The following is a 15808-nucleotide window of genomic DNA, read 5'->3' on the forward strand; positions in this document are numbered from 1 at the left end:
TAAAAGATTTGAATGTTTCAGGATATATTGGCTGCAATACCTTTAGGCTTTTTTCTTGCTTTTTTACTGGGACCGGTATTTTTCGTACTCCTGGAAACTGCAGCTATTAAAGGCTTTAGAGCGGCAATTTCCTTCGATTTGGGAGTGATTTGTGCCGATATTATCTTTCTGTTAATCGCTTATTTAAGTACCACAAAACTATTGAACCGGATTAAAGATGATCCGGCTCTTTTTATTTTTGGGGGTGGCATTCTAGTCACTTATGGCATAATTCAGTTTGTTCAAAACCGCAGGGTGCTTGAGCACGAAGAAGTCCCCGAAATACAAAAACTCAATAAAAGGGATTACCTGGGACTTGCTGCAAAAGGCTTTCTGCTTAACTTTATTAATATTGGCGTCCTGGGGTTTTGGTTGGGGCTTATCATCATTTTTGGGCCGCAAATGGAAATGGAAACCGACCGAATGGTCGTTTTTTTCAGCTCCATTTTAGGAACCTATTTCATTATTGACATTTTCAAGATCCTTGCTGCCAAAAAGCTCAACCGCAAGCTCACGCCCAATCGTATCTACAACGTTAAGAAGGTGATCAGCATTATTCTGGTGATTTTCGGGGTATTTTTAATCGCCCAGGGCCTTGTTCCAGATGAATTAACCCAACTTCAGGATCAAATTGACAGCATCACCCCGGAATCTGGCGCATACATTCAGTACTTCGAGCAGGAGTAGCAATTCCATATCAAAATTTTATTTAAGAGATTAGAAGCCTTCCTAAAATGCCATTTTTGAGAGGTAATATTTCTGAAACTTCAGGCGTTGACAATCAAATTAGAAGTGAATTATAAATATTTCTTCGGAAGTAGATTTATATACATTTTGAATTCCTTCCGAAGTAAAATATGCTATTAACTTTCAGAGGTAGCCGATTTATCTAGTTCTTCCAGCTGAAGATTTTTGGTACTTCCGAAGAAAACTTCAGAAATAGAGAAAATCAGAGGTTTCTTTTTATAGAAAGAGTTTTGTAAGGTGTCAAAAATGGCATTTTTGAAGATGAACTTTTCTCTGGAAAATCACCTGTTCAAAAGATCATTTTTGAGTGGTAATATTTCCGAAACTTCAGGCGTTGGCAATCAAATTTGAAGTGAATTATAAATATTTCTTCGGAAGTAGATTATAAATGCATTTTGAATTCCTTCCGAAGTAAATTATGCCATTTACTTTCAGAAATAGCCTATTTAAATAGTTCTTTCAGCTGAAGATTTTTAATACTTCCGCAGAAAACTTCAGAAATAGAGAAAATTAGAGGTTCCTTTTTATCGCCGGAGTTTGGTAAGGTGTCAAAAATGGCATTTTTGAAGATGAACTTTTCTCTGGAAAATCACCAGTTCAAAAGGTCATTTTTGAGAGGTAATGCCGGGCAAATTGCCACTTTTAGCCTTTAAAGAAGCAGACTAAAGGCAATTTTAATTTTGAGCATAAAAAAAGCCCCTTGAAAGGAGCTTTTTTGGAGGCATCGAGCGGATTCGAACCGCTGTACAAGCTTTTGCAGAGCTCTGCCTAGCCACTCGGCCACGATGCCGTTTTATTTACGGAAGGCAAATGTAATAAAAATTCTTTTTTCAGGCCTATGCTTTTGGCAGGCTTTGAAAATTATTGGCAAATTATCGGCTTTTACTTCTTCTTACCGTTACCATAGCCACATTTCCGCCTATTGGAGGGTTGATTTTTGAAACATCTATCCTCACTTTTTGAACAATGAGCAGCTCGTTGAGCACGCGGTTGATGATCCTTTCGGCTACTGTTTCCAGTAACTTTGAACGAATGGCCATCTCTTCCTTCACGATCTTGTTAAGGTGAACGTAATCTATGGTGTCTTTAAGGGCATCGGTTTTAGCCGAAAGAGAGAGGTCTCCGTTAACTTTAAGATCTACCCTGTAATCACTGCCTATCTGGCCTTCTTCTTCGAGACAGCCGTGATAGGCGAAAACTTTAATATTTCTGAGTTTTATACTTCCCAAAACTGTATTTTTTGCGAAGATAGCAACAATTAAGAAGACAGCGGTACAGCAGCGGAATTGATGTTTATTTTCTGTAATTTTGTTCCCCTTAAAGTTGAACTGTAAACTATGGCTGAAGAAAAAAGATCGCTCAATTTCATTGAGCAAATCATAGAAGAAGATCTAAACAACGATTATAAAAAGGAAGATCTGCAATTCAGGTTTCCGCCCGAACCCAATGGTTATCTTCATATTGGCCACGCTTCGTCTATTTGCCTCAATTTTGGGCTGGGAGAGAAGTACAATGCGCCGGTAAACCTTAGGTTTGATGATACAAACCCCATTAAAGAAGAGCAGGAGTATGTAGACGCCATTAAGCGTGATGTGGAGTGGCTTGGTTTTAAATGGGCAAAAGAATGTTATGCATCCGATTATTTTCAACAGCTTTATGACTGGGCGGTAAGTATGATAAAATCTGGCGATGCCTATGTAGACAGTCAACCTTCTGAAGCTATTGCTGAACAAAAAGGAACCCCTACCCAACCCGGAAAGAACAGCCCCTACCGCGATCGTTCGGTAGAGGAGAACCTGGAGCTTTTTCAGAAGATGAAAGACGGGGAGACCAAAGAGGGCGAGCATGTGCTTAGGGCAAAGATTGATATGGCAGCCAAAAATATGCTGATGCGCGACCCTGTGATGTACCGTACGTTGCACCGCAAACACCACCGCACCGGCAATGACTGGATGATCTACCCAATGTACGACTGGGCTCACGGGCAAAGCGATTTTATAGAATCGGTTTCTCATTCTTTTTGTACACTTGAGTTTTTACCGCACCGTGAACTTTATAACTGGTTCCTTGAAAAGGTGAGTTCTTCAGAAGATTTTAAACCTAAGCAGCGCGAATTTGCCCGTCGTAACCTGAGTCATACCATTGTGAGCAAGCGAAAACTGCTGCACCTGGTAGAGAAAGGCATCGTGAAATCATGGGATGACCCAAGAATGCCCACTATTTCAGGTCTTAGAAGAAGAGGTTATACTCCCGGGTCTATCCGCAAGTTTGCAGAGACCATAGGGATTGCAAAAAGGGAGAATATCATTGATGTTTCCCTGCTTGAATTCTGTATAAGGGAAGATCTCAACAAGACTGCCCCTCGTGTTATGGCTGTGCTTGATCCTGTAAAACTGGTTATCACCAACTATCCTGAAGGGGAGGAAGAGTGGCTGGAAGCCGAAAATAATCCTGAAGATGAGACTGCAGGTTCAAGACAAGTTCCATTTTCAAGAGAATTATATATAGAACAGGAAGATTTCAAGGAAGAAGCTAACCGAAAGTTCTTCAGGCTTACGCTTGGAAAAGAAGTGAGGCTTAAGAATGCATATATCATCAAAGGGGAAAGCGTTGTAAAGAATGATGCCGGAGAAATTGTGGAAATTCACTGTACTTACGACCCTCAAAGCCGAAGCGGAAGCGGTACCGAAGAATCTATGCGCAAAGTAAAGGGAACGCTGCACTGGGTATCGGCCAAACATGCGGTTAAAGCTGAAGTGAGGCTTTATGACAGGTTATTTAACGTGGAATCTCCAGATGCCGATAAAGACAAAGATTTCCTTGATTTTCTCAATCCAGAATCTCTTGAAACCATTACTGCTTATCTTGAACCCAGCCTAAGTGATGTGGAACCAGGAGACAGGTTTCAGTTCCAAAGGTTAGGATATTTTAACGTAGATAAAGAGAGTACCAAAGAGGCACCTGTGTTCAACCGTACGGTAACCTTGAGGGATTCATGGGGTGGCAAAAATGGCAATTAGAAGAGGTATCTCTCCAATTAAGAATATTTTAGCATTGGATTTTGGATATTAACCGGTTATTAACAGCGCTACAGCTCACATTAAAGTATATTTGGTTGTAGTATTAATCTTAATAATCAACAATATCATGGCAAAATCAGGAAGTACATTTTTAGCATTGCTAACCGGGGCAGCAATTGGAGCCGGCCTTGGAATGTTATATGCGCCTGAAAGTGGAGAGGAAACCAGGAGAAAGCTTGGGGAGAATGCAAGAAAAACGCAGGATGATTTAAACAAGCGATATCGTGAGACCTCTTCAAATCTCAGTCAAAAAGCCAAAAAAGCAAAATCAGATTTTGAGCAGAGACTGGATGAAACCCTGTCTTCAGCCAGCTATAAAGCAGATGAGATCCTTAGCAGCCTTGAATCAAAGCTTGATGAACTGAAAAGGCAAAATGCCAAATTTCAGAAAGATCGCAAAGGTGGAGGAGATGATAAAGCTAACATTGAAGAAAGCGTAGCTTCCAAAGGAGATAAGAATACAGGTAATGCTGCAGTCTAGGCTTTATGGCATTTGGAAGAATATCTAACAACCTTCAACAATTAAAAGAGAATGTCAGGGCTCTTGCACATAGCAGTGCAGAGTACTACAAACTTGACCTCTTTAATAAAAGTATGCAGGGAGCTATTGCCGCCATTAAAGGCGCTGCAATAGCTCTTTTTGCGCTCTTTTTTGTCTTATTTTTTTCTATTGCCGTTGCTGTTGCACTTAGTAACTGGATAGATTCTCCCAGCAGTGGGTTCTTCATTGTGGCAGGTATTTACCTTTTACTGATACTTTTCTTTGTTTTCTTCGGAAGTAAAGTGCTTATGAAGGCCATCTTACCGGGAGCTTCAAAAAAGTTCTTCCAGGAGCCTGAAAAGAAGCCTAAGCATAAAGAACATCATGAGTTTACTCCTCAGAAAGACTTCGAAACCGACGAAATCATAATTAAGGACAATGAGAGAGTATAAAAATTTCAAAGAAATAGACCGGGATCTTAAACTTTTGAAGCTCCAAAAGGAGATTGATAAGGAGAAAGTCCTTTTGAGCTATAATCAAACAAAAGAAAGTCTCTCCCCCAAACGTATTTTAAAAGACGCTGCCGATAGTGTGCTAAAGAACCGCTATGTGCTCAAAGGCGCTACCTCGGTGCTGGGCTTTATAGGAGATAAGTTCAAATAACTACTCCTGAGGAGAATCCTCTTCATCCTGATCTTCAACAGGTGGTTGTGGAGGAAGTTCCCTTTTCTTACGCTCTTCTTTCTCTTTTCGTTTCTTCTCTTTTAGCGCATTTTCTTTTTTCATGGCTTCTCCAATTTGATTGGAAGCAGTGAAGGAGGCAATCATGTTATTAAGCATATCGCTTCCGGCTTGTGGGGAATTTGGCAGGAGGATAAGGTTACTCTGGGTTTCTTCCCCTAAAGACTGGAGTGTGTCGTAATGCTGGGTAACCACTATAAGAGCAGATGCTTCCTGGGAGTTGATACCCACGTTATTTAATACATCAACACTTTCTTCAAGACCGCGGGCAATTTCACGTCGCTGGTCGGCAATTCCCTGTCCCTGTAGGCGTTTACTTTCGGCTTCGGCACGGGCCTTGGCAACAATTTTGATCCTTTCGGCTTCAGCTTCATATTCCGCAGCAACTTTTTCCCTTTCCGAAGCATTGATGCGGTTCATAGCGGCTTTTACCTGTATATCGGGATCAATATCTGTTACTAATGTTTTAATGATGTCATAACCATATTCTTCCATAGCCTCGTTAAGCTCCCGTTTTACAGCAATAGCGATATCGTCCTTGCGCTCAAATACGTCATCTAGCTTCATTTTTGGCACTTCTGCACGCACCACATCAAACACATAAGAGGTGATTTGTTCATGTGAATTTTCAAGTTTGTAAAAGGCATCATAAATGCGGGAAATCATGACCTGGAACTGTACAGATATTTTAAGTTTTACAAAAACATCATCTTTGGTTTTGGTCTCTACAAGAACATCAAGTTGCTGCACTTTTAGATTGATTCGGCCAGCAATCTGGTCAATTACCGGAACTTTAAAATGGAGTCCGCTGCTGCTTACCCGCTGAAATTTTCCGAAGCGTTCAATGGCAGCAGCAGTCTGTTGTTTAACGGTAAATATTCCCGAAAAAAGAATGATTAATGCGAAGACAATAAAGACTGCAGATAAGATGGTGGATATCATGGCTGTAAGATTATTTTAACGAAAGATATAAAAATATTCTCCTACATTAGCCGTTCATTTCTCAAATCATACCTATGGATCTTAAAAAAGTTATTCTTTTAATGGGAATCTTATGTTTTACCCTAAGTAGCCAGGCACAGCGAAAGCTTTGGGATGGCGAGTACAACAGGTTGGGCCTGCAGGGCGGTGTAAATCATTTTAATATTACGACCAATGAGCTGGGGGTGACTTCAAAGACCAGTTGGACAGCAGGTTTTACAACCCGCGCTTCCTTTTATAACAACTGGCAATTCGTTTATGGAATAAATTTTTATGATTTTAGAGTAGATATTGATGGGCGGGAAAAAATTGAAGCAACCTCTCAAGCATCTCCTATAGAATACAATATGATTGGGGTGCAGGGGAATTTCTTTGCAAGTTACAAGTTGATTGATCACTATTTAAGTATTGAAGCCGGGCCGGTAGTGCAGGTAAATGGCAAAATGGAGGCCAGGCAGGACAAGGAACTATATTATGTAGGTGATTATGATATCACTGCCACCGACATTGAAGATGTATCTACTTTCAATTTTAACCTGGCAGTAGGATTAAGTGGGGGATGGGAATCTCTTAAGTTGTGGGCGCAATATCAATACGGTATCAACAACTTCCTGAAAGGTCTTAACGATGAGAACCTGCAGGAGACAGATGCTTCGGTTCCTTCTTTTAAAGGAAGTATGAGCATAATTGCAGGAGGCATCACTTTCTATCTCTAGATAAAAAATATAACTCATTAAAAAAGCCATTTTTGAGAGGTCTCAAAAATGGCTTTTTTGTTAGATAATTTTGAAAGCTAGAACTGTTGCCTTCCTTTTTGTAAGCGGGCAACTGTTTCTTCTTTTCCAATGGCAGCTGCGATATCAAAAACATCTGGTCCCTGCATGGCGCCTACCAGAGAGATCCTGAAGGGCTGCATGACCTTTCCAAAACCAATTCCTTCGGAAGTGATCCAGGATTTTACCCGGTCCTGCACATTTTCAGCAGAAAAATCTTCAGTATTTTCCAATATTTCTATGACCTGCTGAAGGATTTGTGGCGTATCTTCTTTCCAGGCCTTTTTTACCGCCTTCTCGTCATAGTTCTCAGGAGCAGTGAAGAAGTAGCTGCCCTGGTTCCAAAAATCGCTTAAAAAGGTGGTTCTTTCCTTTAAAAGTGATACAATGTGCTGTGCATATTTGGGAGTTGTGGAGATATCTTTTGTTTTCAGAAGATCTACAAGATCGGCTGCAATTTGTTCATTTCCGGTTTCCTGCATATAGTGATGTTGAAACCACCTGGTTTTTTCGGGATCAAACTTAGAGCCACCTTTAGAAACATGCTCCAGGCTAAAGGCGTGGGTCAATTCTTCGAGGCTGTAGATCTCTTTTTCTGTTCCGCCACCGGCATTCCAGCCTAAAAGGGCCAGCATATTGACAACAGCTTCCGGATAATACCCTTCTTCGCGGTATCCGCTCGAGATATCACCCGATTTTGGATCTTTCCATTCCAGCGGAAATACCGGAAATCCTAATTTGTCTCCGTCTCGCTTGCTCAATTTCCCTTTACCCTGTGGCTTTAAAATAAGGGGCAGGTGTGCAAATTTAGGAGCCGCCCAGCCAAATGCGCGGTAGAGTAGCTCATGCAGGGCAAGAGAAGGCAGCCATTCTTCTCCCCTTATTACGTGCGTGATCTTCATTAAATGATCATCAACAATATTGGCGAGGTGATAGGTTGGCATCCCGTCGCTCTTAAAAAGTACTTTATCGTCAAGGATCTTGGTTTCAATAGTCATTTCTCCCCGAATCTCATCTTTTAGCTGCAAGGTTTCATTCTCGGGAGATTTAAAGCGAATCACGTAAGGTTCTCCGGCTTCAATTTTTTGTTTTACTTCAGCTTCAGGCAGGGCGAGAGAATTCTTCAGTTTTCCCCTGTTATGCCAGTTGTAGATAAAAGTCTTTCCCTGGGCTTCGTGATCTTCCCTGTGTTTATCGAGTTCTTCCGCAGTATCAAAAGCGTAATATGCATTTCCCGAAGCTAAAAGCTTTTCAGCATACTCGCGGTAGAGGTGTTTTCGGTCACTTTGGCGGTAGGGCCCGGCATCTTTTTCCTTTCCGGGGCCTTCATCAAAGGGGATGTTGCACCAGTTAAGGGATTCTATAATATAATCTTCGGCGCCTTCAACATACCTGGCCTGGTCTGTATCTTCAATACGAAGAATGAAATCTCCGCCGTGTTTTTTAGCAAACAGGTAGTTGAAAAGTGCAGTTCTTACTCCTCCTATGTGTAGCGGCCCCGTGGGGCTTGGTGCAAAACGCACTCTTACTTTTTCTGTAGACATAAAGCTGGTTTTATTGCACAAAGATAAAGGATTCTTTAGGTTCTCGAAATGGCACTGTAAATGTGAGAGTTTGTTTTAATTATTGAATTAATTGTAATTTTAGAAGATTCAAAAAAGGGGAGGAGCATGGACAATTTTGAGATCTTAAGACAAAAGCTGGAGGCCTTTATAAGGAAGTTCTATCTCAACGAACTTTTAAAGGGTTTCATCTTTTTTGTTGCCATTGGCCTGCTCTATTTTTTGGCCACCCTTTTTATAGAACACCTGTTTTGGTTAAATCCAACAGGCCGCAGTGTGTTGTTCTGGAGTTTTATTGGTGTAGAACTCTTTCTCTTCGGAAGGTTTATCGTTTATGCATTACTAAAGCTCTTCAGAATTTCTCGCGGAATTGGTTATACTGAAGCTTCGCGCATTATCGGGAAGTATTTTCCTGAAGTGAATGACAAGCTGCTCAACCTTCTTCAGCTTAGTAAAAATGACCAGAAGAGTGATCTCCTACTGGCATCTATAGATCAAAAGGCGCGGCAGTTAAAGCCGGTTCCTTTCTCTATGGCGATAAATTTTAAGAAGAACCTGCCGTATTTAAAATACGCTGCAATTCCGTTTATCATTATTCTTTTGGTTGTGCTTTCGGGGAGAACTGAAGTTTTCTCGGGGAGTTACGAAAGGGTGGTACATTACAAAACTGCCTACCAGCCACCGGCTCCATTTTCTTTTCAGCTTCACAATGAACAATTACAAATTCGGGAGAATGAGCCACTCACCATCAGGGTGAGTACAAGTGGCAGGATGGTGCCGCAAGATGTTTCTGTGAACTATGATGGGCAAAACTATTTTATGAAACGTGTTTCTCCCGGCACTTTTGAATACACTTTTGAGCCGGCGCAGGAATCCTTCAGTTTCAATTTGTCGGCAAATGAAGTGAGGTCGGCCAACTATAGAGTCGGAGTTGTAGAGGTGCCAAAAATGCGGAATTTGAAGATGATTCTTAAATATCCTCCACATACCGGGCTGGGGGAGGAGGTTGTTGAAGGAACCGGAAATGCAACCGTTCCCGAAGGTACTTTGGTGAATTGGGAGGTGGAGACTTCGGCCACCAAGGTGGTAGAAATGGCATTACAGGATAGTATTTACCAGTTTCAAAAGAACGGACAGGTTTTTATGTTGCAAAAGCAAATTCGCAATTCTGTTGACTACAATATAAGTACTTCGAACGAGCAGGTTCAGAATTTTGAGAAACTTGCTTACGGGATTGAAAGTGTAAAGGATGAATATCCCCAACTTCAGCTGGAACATCAAATTGATTCTTTAAATCCCGATCTGCAATATTTCTTCGGAAAGTTCTCTGATGATTATGGTATTTCCGAAGTGAATATGGTTATTCAGGAAACTGAGGTGCCAAAAATGGCAAAAAAGCTGCCCCTTCCTCATAGAAATGGAAATGTAGGGGAATTTGTAAGCATATTTCCTGATACCCTGGATCTTGAAGAAGGTAAATCTTACCAATTTTACTTCGAAGTGGTTGATAATGACGTACTTAATGGTTATAAAAGCTCAAAAAGCCGACTTTTTAGCTATCGTAAGAAAACTGACAGTGAAGAAAAGCAGGAAAGACTTCAGGAACAACGAGAGGCTATAGAGGGAATAGATGGTTCGCTTGAGAAGATGAAGCTTTCAGAAAAAGAATTGAATGAGTTGTCGCGGCTTGAAAAAGAAAAGCAGGAGCTAAATTACAATGACCGGCAAAAGCTTGAGAATTTCCTGGAAAGGCAAAAACAGCAGAACCGCCTGATGGAAAATTTTACCGAAAAACTTAAAAGAAATCTTCAGGAAGAAGTTGCTCCGCAAAATGAGAATCTTAAAGAAGAACTTGAGGAACGGCTTTCAAACAGGAAAGAGGAGCTTGAAAAGAATGAGGAATTGCTGGAGGAACTGGAGAAGTATTCAGAAAAGATCCAGAAGGAAGGTTTACAGGAGAAACTGGAGGAGCTGTCAAAAAATTCCCGGAACCAGGAACGCAGTCTTGAACAGTTACTTGAACTAACGAAGAAGTATTATGTTCAGGAAAAGTCGGCACGTATCGCCGAAAAGTTAGATGAACTGGCTACAGAGCAGGAGGAGTTGTCGCAAAAGGAGAACGGGAATAATAAAGCTGCACAAGATTCGCTTTCAAAAGAAACACAAGAACTGTTCGAGGAAATGTCGCAGTTACAAAAGGAAAACCAGGATTTGAAAAAGCCGCTGGAATTACCCGAAAATAAGGAGGAGCAGGAGGATGTAAAAGAGACCCAGAAAAAGGCGAAAGAGGCACTTGAAAAACAGGATAGGGGAGCGGCGAAAAAGGAACAGAAAAAGGCTGCAGAGCAACTGCGACAAATGAGCCAAAAGATGCAGCAACAAATGCAGCAGGGACAGATGCAGCAAATGCAGGAAGATGTTGCCATGCTAAGGCAAATCCTGGATAATCTTGTCACTTTTTCTTTTGGCCAGGAAGACCTTATGGAAGATTTCAAAAAAGCGGGCATGGACAATGCTTCTTTTCCCGGGAGAATACGGCGGCAGGATCTACTCAGGGAAAATTTTAAGCATGTTGATGATAGTTTATATGCTTTGGCTTTGCGCAATGAAATGATTAGCGAACCCATTACCAAAAAGCTTATTGATGTAGATTACAGTCTTGATCAAACCCTGGACAGGCTTGCCCAAAATGATCTAAGAAGAGGATTGAGCAGTCAGCAGTACGTGGTAACCGGAGCTAACGATCTGGCCTATTTATTAAGCGATATTTTGGGGAATATGGAAGATATGCTACAGTCTTCCCCTTCAAATGGAGAAGGGCAGGGGGAGCAGCTTCAGGATATTATTCAGAAGCAGAAACAACTCAATGGTGAAATGAATGAGCAGCTTGAGAAGGGGAAAGAGAAGAATACCGGGAAGCAAGGGGAAGGTAGTGAAGAAGAAAGTGGAGAATTGTTCAGGATCTTTAAGGAGCAGCAAATGCTTAGAAAGGCACTGGAAGAACAGTTGAGAAAAGAAGGAAATAAGGGAGCCGAAAACTCAGTAAAGAAAGATATGGAGCAAATTGAGAAGAAGCTTCTGGAAAAAGGTTTTAGTGAAGATATTTTACAAAGAATGCAGCAATTGGAACATAAATTGCTGGAATTGGAACGTGCAAAACTTCAGCAGAATAAGAAACCCGAAAGGGAATCTACCACTGGTAAGGATGAGCTTATTAATGAGACTAAGGCGCTAAGGGAACGGGCCAAAGAATATTTTAATGCGACTGAAATTTTAAACCGACAAAGCTTACCTTTGCGCCCCGTTTATAAACTGAAAGTAAAAGAATATTTTGAACGACGAGATAATTAATTTTTATTCTGAAAATTCCTTCGAACTGAAGGAGGCTTCAAACCACGAGAATTGGATTAAAAGAGTGATTGCATCTGAAGGGAAAAAGACTGGAGAGATCAGTTTTATTTTTTGTGATGATGATTACCTGCTTGACATAAACCAGCAGTATCTCGATCACGATACTTTCACCGACATTATTAGTTTTGATACTTCGGTTGGCAACATTCTCAATGGAGATATTTTTATAAGCACTCAAAGGGTAGAGGAGAATGCAACAGAATATAATGTTACTTTCAGCGAGGAGCTTCAACGAGTAATTATTCACGGTATACTGCACCTGTGCGGATACAAGGATAAATCTCAAGATGAAGCGCAGTTAATGCGACAAAAAGAAGAGGAAAAAATGCAAATGTTCCACGTGGAACAATAGAGAAAAATTTATGTTTCAGGAAAAATATGATGTAATAGTTGTAGGAGCCGGTCATGCCGGAAGTGAGGCCGCTGCGGCCGCAGCCAATATGGGTTGCAGCACACTTTTGGTGACCATGAACCTGCAAAACATCGCACAAATGAGTTGTAATCCTGCAATGGGTGGGATTGCAAAAGGTCAAATTGTTCGGGAAATTGATGCACTTGGTGGCTATAGCGGGCTGGTGAGTGATACCAGTGCCATTCAGTTTAAGATGCTCAATAAATCTAAAGGACCTGCTATGTGGAGTCCGCGGGTGCAAAGCGACCGGATGATGTTTGCTGAACATTGGCGACTTAGGTTGGAGGCAACAGCCAATCTCGATTTCTATCAGGAAATGGTTTCTGGTCTTATCATTGAAGGTGATAAAGTAGTGGGTGTAAAAACCTCTTTAGGAATAGAGATAAAAGCGAAGAGTGTTATCCTTACCAACGGTACTTTTTTAAATGGTCTTATTCATATTGGTGAAAAACAATTTGGAGGAGGAAGAGCAGGGGAAAGAGCTGCTACCGGAATTACCGAAGAATTGGTTCAGCTGGGTTTTGAGGCCGGAAGAATGAAAACCGGAACCCCGCCACGTGTTGATGGAAGATCTTTAGATTATTCAAAAATGACTGAGCAGCCGGGCGATGATGTGCCGGCTAAATTCTCTTATCTTGACGAAACAAAACCTCTTACAAAACAGAGATCCTGTTACATGTCTTACACCTCTCCCGAGGTGCATAATCTTTTAAAGGAAGGCTTTGATCGTTCCCCAATGTTTAACGGTCGAATTAAAAGTATTGGTCCACGATACTGTCCTTCAATCGAAGATAAGATCAATCGTTTTGCTGATAAAGACAGGCATCAGCTTTTTATAGAACCTGAAGGTTGGAATACAGTTGAAATGTATATCAACGGATTTTCTACTTCGCTGCCCGAAGATGTGCAGTTTAAAGCTTTGCGTTCGGTCGCCGGATTTGAAAACGTGAAATTCTTTAGACCGGGTTATGCTATCGAATACGATTATTTCCCGCCCACCCAGTTAAAACATACCCTGGAAACCAAACTGGTTAACGGACTTTATTTCGCCGGACAAATTAACGGAACTACAGGTTATGAAGAAGCCGGATCTCAGGGCTTGATGGCAGGAATAAATGCGGCTTTAAAAGTGCAGGAAAAAGAAGAGTTTATCCTGCAGCGCAGCGAAGCTTATATCGGAGTTCTTATTGATGATCTTATCACAAAAGGAACAGAAGAGCCTTATAGAATGTTTACTTCAAGAGCCGAATATCGTACGCTGTTGAGACAGGATAATGCCGATTTCAGGCTTACTAAAAAGTCGTTTGATATTGGTCTTGCTTCTGAAAAAAGACTGCGGAAGATGGAGGAGAAGAAATCCAAATCTTATGCTTTTGTTGAATTTTTGAAGGAGACCAGTGTTGCTCCTGAAGAAGCCAATGTGGTGCTTGAAGAAAATAATTCGGCTCCCATGAAGCAAAGTGATAAGATCTTTAAAGTATTCTCCAGGCCAAATATTGACATGCAGAATATCCGAACTTTTAGTGGAGTAGATGAGTACATTCAGGAAAATGACCTGAACGAGGAAGTACTTGAACAAACCGAAATTCAGGTGAAATATTCCGGGTATATTGAGAAGGAGAAGAACAATGCAGATAAGCTTCACAGGCTAGAAGGAATCAAAATTCCTAATGATTTTGATTATTCCAGGATCAAATCTATGTCTTATGAAGCACGTGAAAAACTGAAGAAGGTGAAACCAACATCGGTGTCACAGGCTTCAAGAATTAGTGGGGTGAGCCCGAATGATATTTCTGTTTTACTGGTTTACATGGGTCGATAAAATTAATCGTTCCACGTGGAACATCTTCTAAATTCATTCAATGTTACCACTCAAATTTTCTGAACAACCTGTACTTGTATGTAAAGATCATACTGTAAGCGGAGAATTTTTTGAGTTGAGGAAGGCAAAAGACCTGGATCTTTTAGCCACCTTTCCTCAGCCAAATCTGGAGCGTTTACCCGACTATTATAAAAGTGAATCTTACATCTCGCATACCGATTCAAAAAGGGGATTTTTTGATAAGATTTACCAGCAGGTAAAAAACCTTATGCTTTCCAGGAAATTGAACTGGATAGCCCAGGAGAAAACGGGCAAGGTAAAAATTCTTGATGTTGGTGCGGGAACGGGAAATTTTCTTTTGGCTGCAAAAAAACGGGGATGGAAAGTTTTTGGAGCAGAACCTAATTCTGGAGCAAGGGCTCTGGCTTCAAAAAAAGGAGTGGAGCTGGAAGAAGAAACCCGCGAATTTTCTTCAGGTAGTTTTGATGTAATTACCATGTGGCATGTCCTGGAACATGTACCTAATCTTGAAGAGCAGATTGAGGAGTTATACCGGTTATTAAAACCCGACGGACTTCTTGTAATCGCAGTACCGAATTTTAAAAGTGATGATGCGCAAAAATATAAAGAGCACTGGGCGGCTTATGATGTGCCAAGGCATCTTTACCATTTCTCACCTTCAGCAATAGAGAAGATATTTAATTCATCAGGTTTTTTACTTACCTCTCAAAAAGGGCTTTTTTTCGATTCGTTTTATGTAAGTCTACTTTCAGAAAAATATGCTTCAGGTACTTCAAATGTACTCAAGGCGGTTTGGAAGGGAGCAATTTCAAATTTTAAGGCTAAATCTTCTGGAAACTATTCTTCGGTGGCTTACTTCTTCAGAAAAAACAACTAAAACGCATTTTAAAGTGATTTAAGCGACTTTTTCAGCATAGGAGGTGTCGTAGATTGTATTTTTAAAGATGAAGCTTATTTTCACCTCTTTAAAAAGCCATTTTCGATAGCTTTTTTAAATTTCAACTTCAGTTATTATTAAATTTACTTATCGCATCAGAATTTTGGCTTTTTCAGTAAGGAATGGAAATGCTTTCTTACTTTTGCTGCGAAACTAAACAAACTTAAAAATGAAAAAATTATTTTTGGTCCTTTCAATGGGGGCAATATTTACCAGTTGCAATAATCAGAAAACTGCTTATGTTGATACTACTGTTCTAATTCAGGAGTATTCAGAAATGAAAGAGGTGGAAGCCGATTTTAGCCAGAGGTCTGAAAGTTTAAAAAGAGAACTTGATTCGGCTGCACAAGGATTTCAGCAGGAAGTTATGGCGTTTAGAGATAACGCGGCAACCATGTCTGAAGCCGAAAGACAGGCTGCGCAGGATGAGTTGATGAGAAAGCAGCAAATGCTTCAGCAGCAACAGCAAATGAGAAGCGGGCAGCTAAGACAGGAAGGAGATCAGGTTATTGATTCCCTTATTACCAAAGTGAAAGATTTTGTAAAGGTTTATGGTGAAGAAAATGATTACACCTACATCTTTGGATCAAACGAATCGGCTAATATCATGTATGCCGAGGAAGGGCTTGATATCACTCAGGAGATCCTTAAAGAACTTAACGAAAACAGTGGAGTAACAGAGCAAGATGCTGTAGTTACCGAATAAATTTTTTGTAGTAATATTTAAAGAGGCTGTCTGAAAAGGCAGCCTCTTTTTTGTATAAAAAGTTATAGCTGCTTATTTTTAGGCTATGAGCAGAA

The 15808-nt window shown here is 40.7% G+C and carries 14 protein-coding genes and 1 tRNA gene; 11 read left to right on the top strand and 4 right to left on the bottom strand.

Going from position 1 to position 15808, the window contains the following annotated elements:
• The first annotated feature begins 12 nt into the window (after positions 1-12).
• Entirely contained in the window at positions 13-726 is a 714-nt protein-coding gene (locus OQ279_RS11995) for a LysE family translocator (RefSeq protein WP_266070170.1), read from the top strand.
• A 776-nt stretch (positions 727-1502) separates the two neighbouring features.
• Here the strand turns inward: OQ279_RS11995 and OQ279_RS12000 are convergent.
• Both OQ279_RS12000 and folB read right to left on the bottom strand, forming a co-directional pair.
• Positions 1503-1576, bottom strand: a tRNA-Cys gene (locus OQ279_RS12000).
• An 82-nt stretch (positions 1577-1658) separates the two neighbouring features.
• Entirely contained in the window at positions 1659-2015 is a 357-nt protein-coding gene (folB, locus tag OQ279_RS12005; protein ID WP_266070171.1) for a dihydroneopterin aldolase, read from the bottom strand.
• Between the two features lie 108 nt (positions 2016-2123).
• Between folB and OQ279_RS12010 the strand changes: the two genes are divergently transcribed.
• The 4 genes from OQ279_RS12010 to OQ279_RS12025 all read left to right on the top strand — a co-directional run bounded on the left by OQ279_RS12010 (position 2124) and on the right by OQ279_RS12025 (position 5010).
• Positions 2124-3806 (top strand): glutamine--tRNA ligase/YqeY domain fusion protein, encoded by a 1683-nt coding sequence (locus OQ279_RS12010; RefSeq protein WP_266070172.1) that lies wholly within the window; start codon positions 2124-2126, stop codon positions 3804-3806.
• Between the two features lie 127 nt (positions 3807-3933).
• Positions 3934-4347: a YtxH domain-containing protein gene (locus OQ279_RS12015; protein WP_266070173.1), complete on the top strand. Its 414-nt coding sequence runs from the start codon at positions 3934-3936 to the stop codon at positions 4345-4347.
• A gap of 5 nt (positions 4348-4352) precedes the next feature.
• Positions 4353-4799, top strand: coding sequence for a phage holin family protein (locus OQ279_RS12020; RefSeq protein WP_266070174.1), 447 nt, complete (start codon positions 4353-4355; stop codon positions 4797-4799).
• Positions 4786-5010: a DUF6327 family protein gene (locus tag OQ279_RS12025; protein ID WP_266070175.1), complete on the top strand. Its 225-nt coding sequence runs from the start codon at positions 4786-4788 to the stop codon at positions 5008-5010. Before OQ279_RS12020 ends, OQ279_RS12025 begins: the two co-directional genes overlap by 14 nt.
• Here the strand turns inward: OQ279_RS12025 and OQ279_RS12030 are convergent, their stop codons facing one another.
• Positions 5011-6030, bottom strand: a complete 1020-nt coding sequence (locus OQ279_RS12030; protein ID WP_266070176.1) for an SPFH domain-containing protein — start codon at positions 6028-6030, stop codon at positions 5011-5013. It lies immediately after the preceding gene.
• 74 nt (positions 6031-6104) lie between these two features.
• Here OQ279_RS12030 and OQ279_RS12035 point away from each other — a divergent pair, with 74 nt between their 5' ends.
• Entirely contained in the window at positions 6105-6785 is a 681-nt protein-coding gene (locus OQ279_RS12035) for an outer membrane beta-barrel protein (RefSeq protein WP_266070177.1), read from the top strand.
• Between the two features lie 77 nt (positions 6786-6862).
• Here the strand turns inward: OQ279_RS12035 and gltX are convergent, their stop codons facing one another.
• Positions 6863-8386, bottom strand: a complete 1524-nt coding sequence (gltX, locus tag OQ279_RS12040; protein WP_266070178.1) for a glutamate--tRNA ligase — start codon at positions 8384-8386, stop codon at positions 6863-6865.
• Between the two features lie 126 nt (positions 8387-8512).
• Between gltX and OQ279_RS12045 the strand changes: the two genes are divergently transcribed.
• From OQ279_RS12045 to OQ279_RS12065, 5 genes are all read left to right on the top strand, one after another.
• Positions 8513-11755 (top strand): coiled-coil domain-containing protein, encoded by a 3243-nt coding sequence (locus OQ279_RS12045; protein WP_266070179.1) that lies wholly within the window; start codon positions 8513-8515, stop codon positions 11753-11755.
• Positions 11748-12167, top strand: coding sequence for an rRNA maturation RNase YbeY (gene ybeY / locus OQ279_RS12050; protein ID WP_266070184.1), 420 nt, complete (start codon positions 11748-11750; stop codon positions 12165-12167). The genes OQ279_RS12045 and ybeY overlap by 8 nt, the downstream gene beginning before the upstream one ends.
• Positions 12168-12177: 10 nt before the next feature.
• Positions 12178-14049, top strand: coding sequence for a tRNA uridine-5-carboxymethylaminomethyl(34) synthesis enzyme MnmG (gene mnmG, locus OQ279_RS12055; protein ID WP_266070180.1), 1872 nt, complete (start codon positions 12178-12180; stop codon positions 14047-14049).
• A gap of 40 nt (positions 14050-14089) precedes the next feature.
• A complete protein-coding gene (locus OQ279_RS12060; protein WP_266070181.1) occupies positions 14090-14947 on the top strand; it encodes a class I SAM-dependent methyltransferase in 858 nt (285 codons plus the stop codon).
• 229 nt (positions 14948-15176) lie between these two features.
• A complete protein-coding gene (locus tag OQ279_RS12065; protein WP_266070182.1) occupies positions 15177-15713 on the top strand; it encodes an OmpH/Skp family outer membrane protein in 537 nt (178 codons plus the stop codon).
• The last annotated feature ends 95 nt before the right edge of the window (positions 15714-15808 follow it).

Origin of the sequence: Salinimicrobium profundisediminis (assembly GCF_026241755.1) — a bacterium.
GTDB lineage: Bacteria > Bacteroidota > Bacteroidia > Flavobacteriales > Flavobacteriaceae > Salinimicrobium > Salinimicrobium profundisediminis.